Annotated in this window: 15 protein-coding genes; 5 read left to right on the forward strand and 10 right to left on the reverse strand. The window is 62.1% G+C overall.

The features are described 5' to 3' along the window. Positions 1-397 precede the first annotated feature (397 nt). Positions 398-745 (reverse strand): DUF6124 family protein, encoded by a 348-nt coding sequence (locus tag M2395_RS01000; RefSeq protein ID WP_015636319.1) that lies wholly within the window; start codon positions 743-745, stop codon positions 398-400. A gap of 131 nt (positions 746-876) precedes the next feature. Here M2395_RS01000 and M2395_RS01005 point away from each other — a divergent pair, with 131 nt between their 5' ends. Next, complete coding sequence (locus M2395_RS01005; protein ID WP_123472543.1) at positions 877-1,542, forward strand: LexA family transcriptional regulator; 666 nt, start codon at positions 877-879, stop codon at positions 1,540-1,542. A gap of 53 nt (positions 1,543-1,595) precedes the next feature. Here the strand turns inward: M2395_RS01005 and M2395_RS01010 are convergent, their stop codons facing one another. From M2395_RS01010 to M2395_RS01025, 4 genes are read right to left on the reverse strand one after another with little or no spacing between them, the layout of a single operon-like run. After that, on the reverse strand, positions 1,596-3,542 hold the full coding sequence (locus M2395_RS01010) for an acetyl/propionyl/methylcrotonyl-CoA carboxylase subunit alpha (RefSeq protein WP_065363225.1): 1,947 nt from the start codon (positions 3,540-3,542) through the stop codon (positions 1,596-1,598). Continuing rightward, positions 3,542-4,357 (reverse strand): gamma-carboxygeranoyl-CoA hydratase, encoded by an 816-nt coding sequence (locus M2395_RS01015; protein WP_011062225.1) that lies wholly within the window; start codon positions 4,355-4,357, stop codon positions 3,542-3,544. Before M2395_RS01015 ends, M2395_RS01010 begins: the two co-directional genes overlap by 1 nt. A gap of 17 nt (positions 4,358-4,374) precedes the next feature. Then, positions 4,375-5,982: a carboxyl transferase domain-containing protein gene (locus tag M2395_RS01020; RefSeq protein WP_015636317.1), complete on the reverse strand. Its 1,608-nt coding sequence runs from the start codon at positions 5,980-5,982 to the stop codon at positions 4,375-4,377. A gap of 11 nt (positions 5,983-5,993) precedes the next feature. Next, positions 5,994-7,157, reverse strand: a complete 1,164-nt coding sequence (locus M2395_RS01025; protein WP_015636316.1) for an isovaleryl-CoA dehydrogenase — start codon at positions 7,155-7,157, stop codon at positions 5,994-5,996. A gap of 228 nt (positions 7,158-7,385) precedes the next feature. Here M2395_RS01025 and M2395_RS01030 point away from each other — a divergent pair, with 228 nt between their 5' ends. Continuing rightward, positions 7,386-9,089, forward strand: a complete 1,704-nt coding sequence (locus tag M2395_RS01030) for an AMP-binding protein (RefSeq protein ID WP_015636315.1) — start codon at positions 7,386-7,388, stop codon at positions 9,087-9,089. A 611-nt stretch (positions 9,090-9,700) separates the two neighbouring features. Here M2395_RS01030 and M2395_RS01035 read toward each other — a convergent pair. From M2395_RS01035 to M2395_RS01045, 3 genes are all read right to left on the reverse strand, one after another. After that, positions 9,701-10,600, reverse strand: coding sequence for a hydroxymethylglutaryl-CoA lyase (locus M2395_RS01035; RefSeq protein WP_047337304.1), 900 nt, complete (start codon positions 10,598-10,600; stop codon positions 9,701-9,703). Positions 10,601-10,662: 62 nt separating this feature from the next. Continuing rightward, positions 10,663-11,067, reverse strand: coding sequence for a MerR family DNA-binding transcriptional regulator (locus M2395_RS01040; protein ID WP_011062220.1), 405 nt, complete (start codon positions 11,065-11,067; stop codon positions 10,663-10,665). Between the two features lie 125 nt (positions 11,068-11,192). Then, positions 11,193-12,128 (reverse strand): LysR family transcriptional regulator, encoded by a 936-nt coding sequence (locus M2395_RS01045; RefSeq protein WP_123430467.1) that lies wholly within the window; start codon positions 12,126-12,128, stop codon positions 11,193-11,195. Positions 12,129-12,307: 179 nt separating this feature from the next. On the opposite strand from M2395_RS01045, the gene M2395_RS01050 reads away from it, so the two are divergent. Then, a complete protein-coding gene (locus M2395_RS01050; RefSeq protein WP_015636313.1) occupies positions 12,308-13,537 on the forward strand; it encodes an acyl-CoA dehydrogenase in 1,230 nt (409 codons plus the stop codon). Positions 13,538-13,579: 42 nt separating this feature from the next. On the opposite strand, the gene M2395_RS01055 is transcribed toward M2395_RS01050, so the two are convergent. Further along, on the reverse strand, positions 13,580-14,962 hold the full coding sequence (locus tag M2395_RS01055) for a substrate-binding domain-containing protein (protein ID WP_019092828.1): 1,383 nt from the start codon (positions 14,960-14,962) through the stop codon (positions 13,580-13,582). 294 nt (positions 14,963-15,256) lie between these two features. On the opposite strand from M2395_RS01055, the gene M2395_RS01060 reads away from it, so the two are divergent. Then, positions 15,257-15,589, forward strand: a complete 333-nt coding sequence (locus M2395_RS01060) for a YegP family protein (RefSeq protein WP_011062216.1) — start codon at positions 15,257-15,259, stop codon at positions 15,587-15,589. Between the two features lie 48 nt (positions 15,590-15,637). Here the strand turns inward: M2395_RS01060 and xthA are convergent, their stop codons facing one another. Further along, entirely contained in the window at positions 15,638-16,450 is an 813-nt protein-coding gene (gene xthA, locus M2395_RS01065) for an exodeoxyribonuclease III (protein WP_019092829.1), read from the reverse strand. 176 nt (positions 16,451-16,626) lie between these two features. Here xthA and M2395_RS01070 point away from each other — a divergent pair, with 176 nt between their 5' ends. Continuing rightward, entirely contained in the window at positions 16,627-17,277 is a 651-nt protein-coding gene (locus M2395_RS01070; protein WP_123430468.1) for an N-acetyltransferase, read from the forward strand. Positions 17,278-17,325: the final 48 nt, after the last annotated feature.

Below are 17,325 nucleotides of genomic sequence, written 5' to 3' on the forward strand. Positions count from 1 at the left end.
TTAGTGGCTATGCGATTGATTCTCAAGCGCTACTTTTTGATTTGCGAGGCTTTTACGACGGGCGTTTGCTTGCAAAAGGACATTCTTTTGCTATCATCGCCGCCATTATTTTTTGCGACACCTACAGTCTTCATTAGCCTGAAGCCAAGCCAGAAAAACTGGCAAAAAAAAAGACCCGGCAAAAAGCCGGGTCAAAAACCGTGATTAGCCTGATGAGGAGATAATCCAAAGGTCCGACCTAAGGTCCTTTGGGCTATCGACTGATCTCGCGACCAGTTGCTTGCAATAATAATCATTATCATTTGCAAGTCAAATGTTTTTCCCCGCCTTCCGGAAAATATTTTTCCACTTCCATTTTTTCCCGTCGCTGGCTTCACGTCCAGCCGTACGCAGGGCTTCAGTTCGACTCAACGCGCTGGCTTTCCAGTGATTTGTCCACCAGGGCCTTGGCCAGATCGATCATGTGCACCACTGAAAACGCCAGGTCGCGATTGGCTCCCCGCAGATTGTCCGCTGCATCGTAGGCGGTGGCCGCTGCACAGCGCAGCAGGTCGGAAGCGTGGATCATGGCTTCCTCGCTGCTCAGGCTGCGCCTGATTTCGAAGAACTTCTCTTCCTTGTCTGACTCGGTAATGGCCGGCTTCAAGTAATAGTCCATTGCGCGTCGGGCAGCCTGGCTGTCCTTGAGTGAGCTTAATGTGGTCTCTGTATCGAGTTCCGGCACGTCCTTGCTGCTTGTGTTCATGAAGTGTTCTGCCCTGTCTGAGAAAGGAAATAGGGGTAGGTCGATGTTAATACACATTGTAATTGTGACGGGATTTCAAATACTACAAGTTGTGTGTTGAGGCTGGAAATACACAACGTATTGTTCGGCCCATGGACAAATGGATCGAGTTGGTCAAAGCCAACATGAAAGGCCGCAAGGTCACACAGGAAAAGCTCGCCGAGCGCCTGGGCATGTCTCAAGGGGGTATCGGTCACTGGTTGAGCAAGCGCCGCCAACCGAAGATCGAAGACATGAACCGGGTGCTGGAAGAGATCGGCATGGGCTTTCTCGAAGTGGCCCTGGTGGTCCGCGAGAAACCCTTGCTAGGAGACGATGGCGAGTCCCTGGCAGACGGGCCTGCGCTGCTCAACAAGTACAACCCGTACTTCCGTTACCCGGTGAGCGATTGGCGGGTGGCCGGCGAGGTTCGCGAAGACGGGCAGCCTGCTTACGTGCCGGAGCGCTACGAGCTTTCCGACTATCAGGCCCGGGGCGCGGCATTCTGGCTGGTGGTGGTCGGCGACGCGATGATCGCTCCCAGCGGTCTGAGCATCAGCCAGGACATGCTGATCCTGGTGGACCCGGCGATTGGCGCCGAACCCGGGAAGTTGGTGGTTGTACAGTGTCCTGGTAGTGACGAGGCGATCTTCCGCAAGTTGGTGCAAGAGGGTGGTTTGCGTTACCTGGTTCCGCTCAATCCTACTTATCCGAAGATGCTCTACAGCGACAAGTGCCGGATTATTGGTGTAGTCGTACAAGCTACTGCGAAGTTTTAACTTTCCCTAGAAGCCCCTTCCTGCAAACAGGAAGGGGCTTTCTTACTTGGGAGTTATTCCAACTCCACCAATGCACTGCCTTCGCTGACCATTTCGCCTTCCTGGCAATACAGCGCCTTGATGACCCCGGCCTGGGGGGCACGAATGCTGTGTTCCATCTTCATGGCTTCCAGCACTACCAGTTGTGCACCGGCCTCGACGCTTTGCCCCGGGCTGACCAATATCCGAACGATGCTGCCATTCATCGGCGCAGTCAGCCCGCCTTGCTGGCTATGGCTGGCTTCGGCCGCGGCAATCGGGTCATAGGCGCTGACGGCATGTGTGTCGCCCTGCCAGTTCAGGTACAGGGTGTCGCCGCGACGGATGGCCCGGTGCTCGCGGCGCAGTCCCTGTTGCTCTGTCCATAGGTGCTCGCCCTGCAGCTCAAAGGCCGCAGTGCGAGCGCCAAGGCTGATGGCCTGATCCTGGCCGGCGCAGCTCAGGTGCAGGCTGGTTTGCGCTGGCAGGCCGTTGCGCCAGCCGTTGATGGCGGACCATGGCGAGTCGGGATCATCGCTTCGTGTGCGTGGCGGCTGGCTCTGGCTGAAGGCGTGGGCGGCCGCTTGCCAGAAGTCTGCACTCAGCTCGCCTGCGGCTGGCAGCAACTGCTCCTGATAGCGAGGGATAAAGCCGGTATCCAGCTGCGCTTCGGCAAAGGCCGGGTGGGCAATGATGCGCCGCAGAAACGCCAGGTTGGTCTTCAGGCCGCCGATGACGAACTCGTCCAGCATGCTCAGCAACCGCAGGCGCGCCTGCTCGCGGTCTTCGCCCCAGGCAATGAGCTTGCCCAGCATCGGGTCGTAGAAGGGCGAAACGCTGTCGCCTTCCTCGACACCGCTGTCCACCCGCCGACCGGGGCCTGCAACCGATTCGCGGTACAGCTCCAGGCGCCCGGTGGCCGGAAGAAAGTCGTTGGCCGGGTCTTCGGCATACAGCCGTACTTCGATCGCATGCCCGCGCAGTGGCACCTGCTCCTGGCTGATGGGCAGGGTTTCGCCGCGGGCCACGCGGATCTGCCAGGCCACCAGGTCCAGGCCGGTGATGGCCTCGGTGACCGGGTGTTCCACCTGCAATCGGGTGTTCATCTCCATGAAGAAGAACTCGCCACGGGCATCCAGGAGAAACTCCACGGTGCCCGCGCCCACGTAGCCAATGGCCTGGGCCGCGCGCACCGCGGCTTCGCCCATGGCCTTGCGCAGTTCGGGGCTGAGGCCCGGGGCCGGAGCTTCCTCGACCACTTTCTGGTGGCGGCGCTGGATCGAACAGTCGCGTTCGTTGAGGTACAGGCAGTTGCCGTGCTGGTCGGCAAACACCTGGATCTCCACGTGCCGTGGCTTGAGCAGGTACTTTTCCACCAGCATCCGCGAATCGCCGAAGGACGACTGGGCTTCGCGCTGGGCCGAGGCCAGGGCTTCGGCCAGTTGGCTGACGTCCTCGACGACTTTCATGCCCTTGCCGCCACCGCCCGCGGTGGCCTTGAGCAGCACCGGGTAGCCGATGCGTTCGGCGGCATTGCGGAAGGTTTCCAGGTCCTGGGCTTCACCGTGGTAACCCGGAACCAGGGGCACCCCGGCGGTTTCCATCAGCGCCTTGGCTGCCGACTTGCTGCCCATGGCGTCGATGGCCGCGGCAGGCGGGCCGAGGAAAATCAGCCCGGCGGCTTCGATGGCTCGGGCAAAACCGGCGTTCTCCGAGAGAAATCCATACCCGGGATGGATGGCCTGGGCGCCGCTGGCCCGGGCGGCGGCAATCAGCTTGTCGATCTGCAGGTAGCTGTCGGCAGCCTTGCTGCCGCCCAGGTCCACGCGGATATCCGCTTCACGGCTGTGCCGGGCGTCGCGGTCGGTAGCGCTGTGCACGGCCACGGTGGTCAGGCCCAGGGCCTTGGCGGTGCGCATCACCCGGCAGGCGATCTCGCCGCGGTTGGCCACCAGCAGGGTGTCTAGAACAGGGGCGCTCATCAACGGGACTCCTTGGACGTGGTCTCGGACTGCCAGCTGGGCGGGCGTTTTTCCAGGAATGCGCGCAGGCCTTCCTGGCCTTCGGCGCTGACCCGGATGCGGGCGATGGCGTTTTCGCAATAGCGACGCAGGGCGGTGGTCAGCGCGCCGTTGCCCACTTCCCGCAACAGGTCCTTGCTGGCGCGCATCGCCTGGGGACTGTTGAGCAGCAGATTGTCGACCCACTGCTGGACCTGTTGATCCAGCTCTGCGGCGGGATAGCTTTCTGCCAGGAGACCGATTTCCCGCGCCCGCTGGCCGCCAAAGCGTTCTGCGGTGAGGGCATAGCGGCGGGCAGCGCGTTCGCCGATGGCCTGGACCACGAACGGGCTGATGACCGCTGGTGCCAGGCCGATGCGCACTTCGGAGAGGCAGAACTGCGCCTCGTCACTGCCAATGGCCATGTCGCAGCAACTGATCAGGCCCAGGGCCCCGCCAAAGGCCGCGCCTTGCACCACCGCCAGGGTCGGGATCTTCAGCTTGGCCAGGTTGTACATCAGCTCCGCCAGTTCCCGGGCGTCGTCGAGGTTGGTGTGGTAGTCGAGCTCGGCCGATTGCTGCATCCAGGCCAGGTCGGCGCCGGCGCTGAAATGCCGGCCGCGCCCGCGCAGCAGCAGGAAGCGCAGGCTCGGGTCGCCCTGCACCTGATCCAGGGCGAGGATCAGTTCACGGATCATTTCGGCGTTGAAGGCGTTGTTCTTGTCTTCGCGGCTGAGCCACAGGGTGGCGAAGCCTCGAGGGTCACGCAGCAGTTCCAGGGTATTGAAGTCGCTCATGTTCTTCTCGCGCAGGATTACATGCGGAACACGCCGAAGCGGCTCTGTTCGATGGGGGCGTTGAGGGCCGCAGACAGGGCCAGGGCCAGTACGTCACGGGTTTGCGCCGGGTCGATGACGCCGTCATCCCAGAGCCGTGCGCTGGAGTAGTAGGGGTGCCCCTGATGCTCGTACTGGTCGAGGATCGGCTGCTTGATCTGGGCTTCCTGGGCGGCGTCGAAGCTTTGCCCGCCGCGCTCGGCCTGTTCGCGCTTGACCTGCACCAGGACTCCGGCGGCCTGCTCGGCCCCCATCACGCCGATGCGCGCGTTGGGCCACATCCACAGGAAGCGCGGGTCATAGGCCCGGCCGCACATGCCGTAGTTGCCGGCACCGAAACTGCCGCCGATGATCACCGTGAACTTCGGTACCTGGGCGCAGGCCACTGCGGTCACCAGCTTGGCGCCGTGCTTGGCGATGCCGCCAGCCTCATATTTCTGCCCCACCATGAAACCGGTGATGTTCTGCAGGAACAGCAGCGGAATCCCGCGCTGGCAGGCCAGTTCGATGAAGTGCGCGCCTTTTTGCGCGGCTTCGGCGAAGAGGATGCCGTTGTTGGCGAGGATGGCCACCGGGTAGCCGTGCAGGTGGGCGAAGCCGCAGACCAGGGTGGTGCCGAACAGGGCCTTGAACTCATCGAATACCGAACCGTCCACCAGCCGGGCGATGACTTCACGTACATCGAACGGCTGCTTGGGATCGGCCGGGACCACGCCATAGAGTTCGTCGCGGGCATACAGCGGAGCGATCGGCGTGCGTTGTTGCAATTGGCCCTGTTTATGCCAGTTGAGGTTGGCCACGCTGCGCCGGGCCAGGGCCAGGGCGTGTTCGTCGCTCTCGGCATAGTGGTCGGCGACCCCGGAAATCTTGCAATGCACATCGGCGCCGCCCAGGTCCTCGGCACTTACCACTTCGCCGGTAGCGGCTTTCACCAGGGGCGGGCCGGCGAGAAAGATAGTGGCTTGTTCACGGACCATGATGGCTTCGTCGGCCATGGCCGGAACATAGGCACCCCCGGCGGTGCAGGAGCCCATCACCACGGCGATCTGCGGGATGCCCTGAGCGCTCATGTTGGCCTGGTTGAAGAAGATCCGCCCGAAGTGCTCGCGGTCCGGGAACACTTCATCCTGGCGCGGCAGGTTGGCGCCGCCGGAGTCCACCAGGTAGATGCACGGCAGGCGGTTCTGCTGGGCGATGGTCTGCGCCCGCAGGTGCTTTTTCACCGTCAGCGGGTAATAGGAACCGCCTTTCACCGTGGCGTCGTTGGCCACGATCATGCATTCGACGCCTTCCACCCGGCCGATACCGGCAATCACGCCTGCGGCGGGTACGTCTTCGCCGTAGACCTCATAGGCGGCCAGGGCGCTGATTTCCAGGAACGGCGAGCCGGGGTCGAGCAGGCGGTTGATGCGCTCGCGGGGCAGCAGCTTGCCCCGCGAAGTGTGGCGCTCCTGGGCCTTGGCGCCGCCGCCTTGCTGGACCTGGGCGAGCAGGCTGTGCAAGGCGTCGACCTGGGCCAGCATCGCCTCGCTGTTGGCCACGAACTCCGCTGAGCGCGGGTTGAGCTGGGTATGCAAGATAGCCATGGACAGCTCCGTTAGCGGGTTTCGTTGAACAGTTCGCGACCGATCAGCATGCGGCGGATCTCGCTGGTGCCGGCGCCGATCTCGTAGAGCTTGGCGTCGCGCAGCAGGCGGCCGGCGGGGAATTCATTGATGTAGCCGTTGCCGCCGAGGATCTGGATTGCGTCGAGGGCCATCTGGGTCGCGCGCTCGGCGCTGTAGAGGATCACTCCGGCGGCATCCTTGCGGGTGGTTTCGCCGCGCTCGCAGGCTTGGGCCACCGCATACAGGTAGGCGCGGCTGGCGTTGAGCTGGGTGTACATGTCGGCGATCTTGCCCTGGATCAGCTGGAATTCGCCGATGCTCTGGCCGAACTGCTTGCGGTCGTGGATGTAGGGCACCACCAGGTCCATGCAGGCCTGCATGATCCCGGTGGGGCCGCCGGAGAGCACCACGCGCTCGTAGTCGAGGCCGCTCATCAGCACTTTGACGCCACCATTGAGCACGCCGAGGATGTTTTCCTCCGGCACTTCCACGTCATCGAAGAACAGCTCGCAGGTGTTGGAGCCGCGCATGCCCAGCTTGTCGAACTTGTTGCTGCGGCTGAAGCCTTTCCAGTCGCGCTCGACGATGAACGCGGTGATGCCGTGGGGGCCTTTCTCCAGGTCGGTCTTGGCGTAGATCACGTAGGTGTTGGCATCGGGGCCGTTGGTGATCCAGGTCTTGCTGCCGTTGAGCACGAAATGGTCGCCGCGTTTGTCGGCCCGCAGCTTCATCGACACCACGTCGGAGCCGGCATTGGGTTCGCTCATGGCCAGGGCGCCGATGTGTTCGCCGCTGATCAGCTTGGGCAGGTATTTGCTCTTCTGTTCGTGGTTGCCGTTGCGGTTGATCTGGTTCACGCAGAGGTTGGAGTGCGCGCCGTAGGACAGCGCCACCGAGGCCGAGCCGCGGCTGATCTCCTCCATGGCCACCACATGCGCCAAGTAACCCAGGCCGGCGCCACCGTATTCTTCCGCCACGGTGATGCCCAAGAGGCCCATGTCGCCGAATTTGCGCCACATGTCGGCGGGGAACAGGTTGTCGACATCGATCTGCGCTGCCCGGGGTGCCAGCTCCGCCTTGACGAAGGCCTGGACCTGTTGGCGCAGCATGTCGATGGTTTCACCGAGGGCGAAGTTCAGGGTCGGGTAACTCATGGCGGGGCACCTTCAAACTTGTTTTTATTGAGGGAATAGGATGTCGAGAGCGGCGCGGCCTGGCTCTCACCTTTACGTTAACGTAAACCTGTGATCGGTGGCTGTCAATCGCCCTTTACGTAAACGTCAACTTGCGCCAGAGTAGCGAGGCTTTCGATTGGAGCCAGGCTGTTTTGCACCTTTCGCCTGGCTCCTGCACACCCACTAATAAAGACAATAGGGGTCGTCATGGAACACTCGGGTTTCCAGCCGGATCGCAGTTACACCCGTGGTACGCAAGACCAGCCGCTGCTGGCGTTGACCATCGGCCAGGCTTTCGATAACACCGTCGCCGCCTATCCCCAGGGCGAGGCTCTGGTGGTGCGCCACCAGCAGCTGCGCTACACCTGGCAGCAACTGCGCGAGGCGGTCGACCTGCATGCCCGGGCGCTGCTGGCCCTGGGGCTCAAGACCGGCGATCGCCTGGGGATCTGGGCCCCCAACTGCGCCCAGTGGTGCATCGCCCAGTTCGCCAGCGCCAAGATCGGCGCGATTCTGGTGAACATCAATCCGGCCTACCGCAGTTCCGAGCTGGAGTATGTGCTCAGGCAGTCCGGCTGCCAGTGGCTGATCTGCGCCGGAGCCTTCAAGACATCCGATTACCACGGCATGCTCCAGGGCCTGGTGCCCGAGCTGGCGGAACAGTCCATCGGCCAATTGCACAGCGAGCGGTTACCCGAGCTGCGCGGGGTGATCAGCCTGGATGCGCAGCCGCCGTCGGGTTTCCTGCCCTGGTCGCAGCTATCGGCGCTGGGGGCGGGGGCCACGGCCGAGCAGTTGCAGGCGCGCCAGGACAGCCTGGATTTCGACCAGCCGGTGAATATCCAGTACACCTCCGGCACCACCGGTTTCCCCAAGGGCGCGACCCTGAGCCACTACAACATCCTCAACAACGGTTACATGGTGGGGGAGAGCCTGGGCCTGACTGCTGCCGACCGGCTGGTGATCCCGGTGCCGCTGTACCACTGTTTCGGCATGGTCATGGGCAACCTGGGGTGCATCACCCACGGCACCACCATGATCTATCCCAATGACGCCTTTGACCCGCTGCTGACCTTGACCGCGGTGGCCGAAGAGCGCGCCACCGGCCTGTACGGCGTACCCACGATGTTTATCGCTGTGCTCGATCAGCCCCGACGCAGCGAGTTCGACCTGTCGAGCCTGCGGACCGGGATCATGGCCGGGGCCACCTGCCCGATCGAGGTGATGCGCCGGGTGATCAGCGAAATGCACATGAGCGAAGTGCAGATCGCCTACGGCATGACCGAAACCAGCCCGGTGTCGCTGCAGACCGGGCCGGACGACGACCTGGAACTGCGGGTGACCACCGTGGGCCGGACCCAGCCGCACCTGGAGAGCAAGATCATCGACGAGGCCGGCAATGTGGTGCCCCGCGGCACCATCGGTGAGCTGTGCACCCGGGGCTACAGCGTCATGCTCGGTTACTGGAACAACCCTGAGGGCACCCGCGAGTCCATCGATCAGGCCGGCTGGATGCATACCGGTGACCTGGCCACCATGAACCAGCAGGGGTACGTGTGCATTGCCGGGCGCAACAAGGACATGATCATTCGCGGTGGCGAGAACATTTATCCGCGAGAGCTGGAAGAGTTCTTCTTCACCCATCCTGCGGTGGCCGATGTGCAGGTAATCGGCATCCCCTGCGACAGGTACGGCGAGGAGATCGTCGCCTGGATCAAGTTCCACCCCGGCCATTCGGCCAATGAGCTGGAGCTGCAGACCTGGTGCAAGGAGCGTATCGCGCACTTCAAGACGCCGCGTTACTTCAAGTTCGTTGAAGAGTTTCCCATGACCGTGACCGGTAAGATCCAGAAGTTCCGCATGCGCGAAATCAGCATCGAGGAGCTGCGTGAGCGCATGAACAAGGGGTGAACCCGGATGGAGCGTGCATCGGCGCCGGTGCACGCTTTATGGGCAGCAAAGAGGGATCGCAGAAAGCACAAAGGGGAGCCGAAGCTCCCCTTTAATTTTTTCGTTGCGTGCTCTTTTTTTATTATTGAGGGGCGGTCTATTGTTGTTTTTGGCAACCGTTGCCCTTTACTGCTGTTTTTGGCGATCCCCATCCGGGATCAAGAGCAAACGTATTTTTTTGAGCGCTGATTCAATGTGTCGCCAGGGCGATCCAACCAGTTCGGGAGCTACCTCAGGGTAGTTTTATTGTTCTCTGACCGGTTGCGGGTGGCTCTTGCAAGCCCTCCTGCACAGTGCATCCTCTCCAAAAAAATCTGTTAGCTGCGTCTCTGCCGTGTTGTTTTTGTTATCTCAGAGTCGTTACGTCTTATTTTTATTAGGTTTGCTGCTTTTTATTCTTGTTATGCCATAGAGATAGCAGAAGCCGTGCCAACTTTTTAAAGTCTTTTAAAATCAATGGCTTGATAATTTTGTAGGACAATCTGTACCGCAACAAATTCGACAAACTGTTTCCGTGTTACTCGTTCCCGCCCCAGATCGGAGTGGCCGGTAACACCCGGCCGCACAATGCCTCAGCTGGCGTTACGCGCCTTGGCCACGCGGGAGCCGGTGGGGCGCCCCAGCACGTTACAGATCTGCCGGCCGGCGTCGATCAGGCGGTCCATGTCGATACCGGTATGGATGCCCAGGCCATTGAGCAGGTAGAGCACGTCTTCGGTGGCGACGTTTCCGCTGGCGCCCTTGGCATAGGGGCAGCCGCCGAGGCCGGCGATCGAGCTGTCGAACACCGCGATGCCTTCCAGCAGGCTGGCGTAGACATTGGCCAGGGCCTGGCCGTAGGTGTCGTGGAAGTGCCCGGCGAGTTTTTCCCGTGGTACCTGGGCGCCCACCACCTCGAACATGCGCCGGGTGGCACCGGCGGTGCCGGTACCAATGGTGTCGCCCAGAGAGACCTCGTAACAGCCCATGTCATGCAGTTCGCGGGCGACCATGGCCACCTGTTCCGGGGCCACTTCACCTTCATAAGGGCAGCCCAGCACGCACGACACGTAACCGCGCACGCTGATGCCGTGCTGCTTGGCCGCGTCCATGATCGGCACGAAGCGTTCCAGGCTTTCGCTGATGGAGCAGTTGATGTTGCGCTGGGAGAAGGCTTGCGAGGCCGCGGCGAACACCGCCACTTCCTTGACCCCAGCCGCCAGGGCATCTTCGAACCCCCGCAGGTTGGGCGCCAGTGCGCCATAGACAACCCCGGGCTTGCGCTGGATACGGGCGAAGACCTCGGCTGAACCGGCCATCTGCGGCACCCATTTGGGAGACACGAAACTGCCGACTTCTATGTAGCCCAGGCCGGCGGCGGTGAGGGCATCCACCAATTGCACCTTGTCTTCGACGCTGATGGGCTGGGCTTCGTTCTGCAGGCCGTCGCGGGGGCCGACTTCGATCAGGCGTACATGGCTGGGGAGTGACATAGAGGTTCACCTTCTTATAGGGAGTGGCGGATACCGGCGCCCGGGCGCAGGTGTGCCGATGATTATCGGGCGGTGCTTTTCTGGTTCAGGATGGTCTGCTCCAGCGCCTGGGTGCAGCGCTCTTCGGCGGTGTCCAGTTCCAGCTTCATCTGTTCGATGTCGAGCAATTGCTGTTCGAGCTGTTCGCGACGCTCGGCGATTTTCGCCAGCATGCTGTGCAGCTGCTTCAGGTTGCCGCTGCTCGGGTCGTAGAGCTCGATCAGTTCGCGGCACTCGGCCAGGGAAAAGCCGATGCGCTTGCCCCGCAGGATAAGTTTCAGGCTGACCTTGTCCCGGGGCGAATAGATGCGCTCCTGGCCACGGCGTTCGGGAGCCAGCAGGCCCTGCTCTTCATAGAAGCGGATGGCCCGGGTGGTGATGTCGAGCTCGCGGGCGAGGTCGGAAATGCTGTAGGTCTGGCTGCTCATGGAGGCGCTCAAGAGGGGGCTTGGCGCTAAGCTAAAGGCAGGTTGACGTATACGTCAAGCAGTCCGAGCCGATCCCGTTCGCCGGCAAGCCGGCTCCTGCAGTGAGGGCTTGCCGGCGAAAGGGCTCAGGCGGTCTGCTGGTCGAGCTTCTTTTCGTAGGCCGTGACCTGCTGGCAGAGCTCGATCATCTGCTCGCGCATCCAGCGGTTGGCCGGGTCCTGGTCGGTGCTCTCGTGCCAGTACAGGTGGGTTTCCACCGGCGGGACATCATTGACCGGCAGGTTGAACGCGTGCAGTTCATGGCGACGGGCAAAGCGCTCCGGTACGGTCATCACCATGTCGGTCTGCTGCAGCACCTGGGAAGCCATCAGGTAATGCTGGGAGCGCAGGGCGATCTTGCGCTGGATACCCATCTTGCCCAGGGCCAGGTCGACATGCCCGAGGCCGCTGCGGCGGCTGGAGATATGGATGTGGGTCAGGGACAGGTAATCGTCCAGGCTGAATTTTTCCTTGCCCACCAGCGGGTGGCCCTTGCGCATGGCGCACACATAGCGGTCTTCCATCAGCTTGACGTGACGCACCTGGGGGTCGGTATTGAGCGGTGCGTCGACGGCAAAGTCCAGGCGCCCGGCTGCCAGCTCCTTGGTGGTTTCCCGACGCTTGGAGAGAAAGCTTTCGATGATCACCGCCGGCGCCAGGCGCCGCAGGCGCTGGAACAGTGGTGGCAGGATCACCGCTTCGGTGAGGTCGGTCATGCTGATGCGGTAGGTCTTGACCGCTTGCAGGGGGTTGAAAATGCGACTTTCCTGGACCGAAACCCGCAGCAGCGACAGGGCATTGCGCACTGGCCCGATGATGTTCTGCGCCATGGGTGTGGGCACCATGCCCTGGGCGGTACGCACGAAGAGCGGGTCATTGAAGGTCTCGCGCAGGCGTGCCAGGGCGTTGGATACCGCCGGTTGGGTGATGCCGACGATCTGCCCGGCACGGGTCAGGTTGGCTTCGGTGTAGATCGCATCGAAAACGATGAAGAGGTTGAGATCGACCTTGCTCAGATTCATTGCGCTGCACTCTTATTGTTAGGGCCTGTGGGAGGGCTCGGAAGCCTGTCGGATCAGCCGATCATATATCGGTGATGAATGTTAATACACGCCGAGAATAGGCTAGGTAAATTTTCGTAGCTGATCTAGCATCGATTTCAGTCCTCCAACACCCGATCGTCACAAAGGTAGAGCTGCCCATGGAATTCGCCTATTCCCCCAAGGTTCAGGAACTGCGTGAGCGTGTCACCGCGTTCATGGATGCCTATGTTTATCCGGCTGAAGCGGTCTTCGAGCGTCAGGTTGCCGAAGGCGATCGCTGGCAGCCGACCGCCATCATGGAAGAGCTGAAACTCAAGGCCAAGGAGGCCGGGCTATGGAATTTGTTTCTGCCTGAGTCGGAGTTGGGGGCAGGCCTGACCAACCTTGAGTACGCGCCGCTGGCGGAAATCATGGGGCGGTCGTTGTTGGGCCCGGAACCCTTCAACTGCTCGGCACCGGATACCGGCAACATGGAAGTGCTGGTGCGCTACGCCAACGAAGAGCAGAAACAGCGCTGGCTGGAGCCATTGCTGCGCGGCGAGATCCGTTCCGCGTTCGCCATGACCGAGCCGGACGTGGCGTCCTCCGATGCCACCAACATGGCGGCCCGTGCGGTACGCGACGGCGACCAGTGGCTGATCAACGGCAAGAAATGGTGGACCTCGGGCGCCTGCGACCCACGCTGCAAGATCCTGGTATTCATGGGCCTGAGCAACCCGGATGCGCCGCGCCATCAACAGCACTCGATGATCCTAGTGCCGGTGGATACCCCCGGGGTGAAGATTGTTCGCCCGTTGCCGGTGTTCGGCTACGACGACGCGCCCCATGGCCACGCCGAAGTGCTGTTCGACAATGTCCGGGTGCCTTACGAGAACGTGCTGCTGGGTGAGGGCCGTGGTTTCGAGATTGCCCAGGGCCGCCTTGGCCCGGGCCGGATCCACCACTGCATGCGTTCCATCGGCATGGCGGAGCGGGCGCTGGAACTGATGTGCAAGCGTTCGGTGAACCGTACTGCCTTTGGCAAGCCGCTGGCGCGCCTGGGAGGCAACATCGACAAGATCGCCGACTCGCGAATGGAGATCGACATGGCCCGGCTGCTGACGCTGAAGGCCGCGTACATGATGGACACCGTGGGCAACAAGGTGGCCAAGAGCGAGATTGCCCAGATCAAGGTCGTGGCGCCGAACGTGGCCCTGCGGGTGATCGACCGGGCGATCCAGATCCACGGCGGGGCCGGGGTCTCCAACGACTTCCCGCTGGCCTACATGTATGCGATGCAGCGTACCTTGCGCCTGGCCGACGGCCCGGATGAGGTGCACCGCGCGGCGATCGGCAAGTATGAAATCGGCAAGTATGTACCCAAGGAGCTGATGCGCAGCGGGCATTGAGGGCGATGCGGCCGGCCTGTCGAAAGGCCGGCCGCTGGGAGTTCAGTACACCCACACCTCCACGCGGCGGTTCTTGATCCGCCCTTCGTCGGCACTGTTGGCTGCTACCGGCAGCTCGGCGCCAAAGCCGCGAATCTCGCGAAACACCACGCCGCTCTTCACCAGTTCCCGGCGTACCGCCATGGCCCGCAGCTTGGACAGCAGGGCCGCGCGGGCCGGATCGTTCTTGGCGTCACCGAAGCCGGCCAGGGTCACCTGGCGGTTCATCTTGCCGTGCTGGCGCAGGTAATCCAGTACCCGATTGAGGTCCTGGCGGGCCTTGTTGTCCAGGCTGGCGCTGCCCTCCTCAAAACGAAAGTTGACCGTCAGGCGCTGTGCCTGGCGGGTGAGCGCCTGATAAGCCTCCGGCATCTGCGGGCCGGGAGCGACACGCATGGCCTGCACGGTCTGGGCGATAAAGCCGTTGGCGGCGACGATGGCCTGGCCCTTGCTGCCCTGGGCAAAGCTCACCAGGGCATCGGCCCAGGGGTTCTGCCCATTGGGCGGCAGGTACAGATACAGGCGCCGTGACAGCGGGTAATCCTCGGTGGCGATCAGGCTGTTGAGCGGCAGCATCGGCTGTGAGTCGCCGTCGACAATGGCCACCGCCTTGGCCTGGCGCACATAGGGCAGACCGATGAAACCTATGCCCTGGGGGTCATGGCTGACTGCGTCGGACAACTGCTCGCTGGATTCGAAACGTTTTGCGCCGGGGCCCAGGGTCTTGCCGCGACGGCTGAGTACCAGCTCCTTGAAGGTGTCGTAGGTGCCGGACTGGTCATCCCGGGCATAGAGATGTACCGCGCCGCCAATGCCACCCAGTTCTTCCCAGGTCCTGGCTTCGCCGCTGAACAGCCGGGCCAGTTGCTCGGTGTTCAGTTGGTTCAGCGGGTTGTGCGGATGCAGGATGATTGCCAGCCCGTCGATGGCGATCACCTGTTCGGCGCTGGGGCTTTTCAGGTCCCCCAGGCTTTCAAGGTCCACCAGCTCGCTGTCCTTGATCGGCCGTGAAGCGGCGGCCAGGTCGGCCCGGGCGGTTTTCAGAGCGGCAAAGCCGGTACTCGAACCGTGGGCGGCCACTTCCACCCGCACCGCTCGGCCCTGGGCGGTTTGCCCCACCACCTGTTGTTCATTGTCTTTGCCACTGGCGGTGATCCTGATATCGCGCAGGCCCTGTTCTTCCATCAGGCCCTTGACCAGGGCCGGGCCCAGCCGGGCGCCGATGGTATTGGAGCCTTGGATGCGCAGGACCGGCGCATTGTCCGGGGCTGGGGGCAGGGCGGCGAATACCGACCAGGGCAGGGCGTAGCAAACGAAACCGATCAGAAACAGGCTGATGGTCCGGCACCAGATATCTCGTTCGCTGACGGTGGAAGCGCGGGGCATGGCGGCACTGGCCTTCTATATAGAGGGAGGAGGTAAGTGCTGGGGACATTAAGTCAGGGAGGTGACAGGGATGTGACGGACGGGGCTATTTGCAGAGAAATGGCGAAAGTCCTACATCATAAATAGCTGTTTTCTCTAGATTTTTTGAGATTTGTCCTAAAGACCAACCTCGGAACGGCGCGTAGAGTGGGCAACTTTGTCTGGCGGGGATTGGGGCGACTGCCAACGCGTCATCCCCCGCGGATGCCTCGGCAGTGTTGAGCTGCTATTTCGTAGTGTGCAAAGGAGTTACAAATGAGTGCCTGGTTCGAGCTGAAGCAGTATGGCAGTGGTGCATGCAGATTCTTGCTGAAGACAAAGGAGGCGCAGACCATGCTTCAAAGCGACCGCTACCCTTGCCGGGACAGTGCCGAGGCGGCTCTCGGCCTGTTCCGCGCACACTGCGCTTCCCCGGAACGCTACGTCAAGAAAATTTCGTCGGGCGGCAAACCTTTTTTCAAGCTCAAGTCCGGTAAGGAAGTGATTCTGGTCAGCCACTTGTACGATTCGGAAGCCACCCTCGAGAGCGCCATCAGCGCTATCGCCAGTGCCGGTACCACGGAGCGGGTCGAGCACATACAGCTGTAACCGCAAAAAAAAAGCCCATCGGCAGATGGGCTTTTTTGTGCCTGTCGATCAGCCCAGTTCGAGCCAGATCGGCGCATGGTCCGAAGGTTTTTCCATGCCCCGCAGTTCATAGTCGACCCCAGCGTCCTTGACCCGTGGCAACAACCCCTGGGAAGCCATGATCAGGTCGATGCGCAGGCCGCGCTTGGGCTCATCCTCGAAGCCGCGGCTGCGGTAGTCGAACCAGCTGAAGCGGTCGTTCACCTCGGGGTTCAGGTGACGAAAGCTGTCCACCAGGCCCCAGTTCTTCAGGCGGGCCATCCACTCGCGCTCTTCTGGCAGGAAGCTGCACTTGCCGGTCTTCAGCCAGCGTTTGGCGTTCTCGGCGCCGATGCCAATGTCGCAATCTTCCGGGGAAATGTTCACATCGCCCATCACCACCAGGGGCTGGTCATTGCTGAAACGGCTTTCCAGCAGGTGCTGCAGATCCTGGTAGAAGCGCGCTTTGGCCGGGAATTTGGTGGGATGGTCGCGGCTTTCGCCCTGGGGGAAGTAGCCGTTCATGATGGTCACCGGGGTGCCGTTGGCATCGGCGAAGGTGCCCCAGATAAAGCGCCGCTGGGCGTCCTCGTCGTCACCTTCAAAGCCTTTATGCAGGGCCAACGGTGCCTGGCGCGAGAGCAGGGCTACGCCGTAATGGCCTTTCTGGCCGTGGTAATGCACGTGGTAGCCCAGGGCCTGGATGTCGGCAAGGGGGAACTGTTCGTCGGCGACCTTGGTTTCCTGCAGGCCGATCACATCCGGCTGGTGTTTGTCGATCAGCGCCGCCAGCTGATGGGGGCGGGCACGCAGCCCGTTGATATTGAACGAGACGATTTTCATGGTCGGCGGTCCTGGCAAAACAGCGATGCTAGCTGACAACGCCCGGGCCGGCCAGCGTGGCGGCGTGGCGGATGCGCTGCTAATGTCCCAGGGGCGCGGGAACGATCAGCGGCGCGCAGGGCTCGTACTAACAAGAACGCGGCCATTTGAGCCGGGTCCAGGGGAGAGTGACCGTCATGCCTGATTCCTCCAATGTCATCGCCGATATTCACCAGCTCGACAGCGGCTATTCCCGCGAAGCGCGGTCGCTGCTGTACCAGGCCTACCGCCATGAGCCGACCTTCGGTTTCATTTTCGAAGCCGATCGCCCCGGCTACGAACAGCGGGTACGAGCCACAGTGCGCGAATTGGTGAAGCAGCATTTTCTTCAGGACCTGCCGGCCATCGGCCTGCTGGTCAATGACCGGCTGATCGGTATCGCCCTGATCGCGCCGCCGCAACGGCGCCTGGGCATCACCGAAAGTTGGGCATGGCGCCTGCGCATGGTGCTCAGCACCGGGTTTCGCTGCACCCAGCGCTATCTGGAGTATCACCAGGCGGTGCAGGCCTGCCTGCCCAATGATGCGGTGCATGTGCTGCCGCTGCTGGGGGTGCATCCGCAGTTTCAGGGCCAGCATTTCGGCGAGCAATTGCTGGCGGCGGTGCACAACTGGTGCGCCGTGGACGAGCATTCCCAGGGTGTGGTGCTGGACACCGGCAATCCGCGTTACCTGGAGTTCTACAAGCGTCAGGGCTATGAAGAGATCGGTGAGATTGCGGTGGGGCCGGTGCGTGAGCACGTATTTTTTCACCCCAGCCCGCAGCACTTACAAAGAGCAACAGCCTGATATAGAACTTTCCGTGCACCTGAGCGCTCTATCGCCCTCCCAAGCTCG

It is taken from the genome of Pseudomonas sp. BIGb0176 (genome assembly GCF_024810175.1).
GTDB classification, from domain to species: Bacteria; Pseudomonadota; Gammaproteobacteria; order Pseudomonadales; family Pseudomonadaceae; genus Aquipseudomonas; species Aquipseudomonas protegens.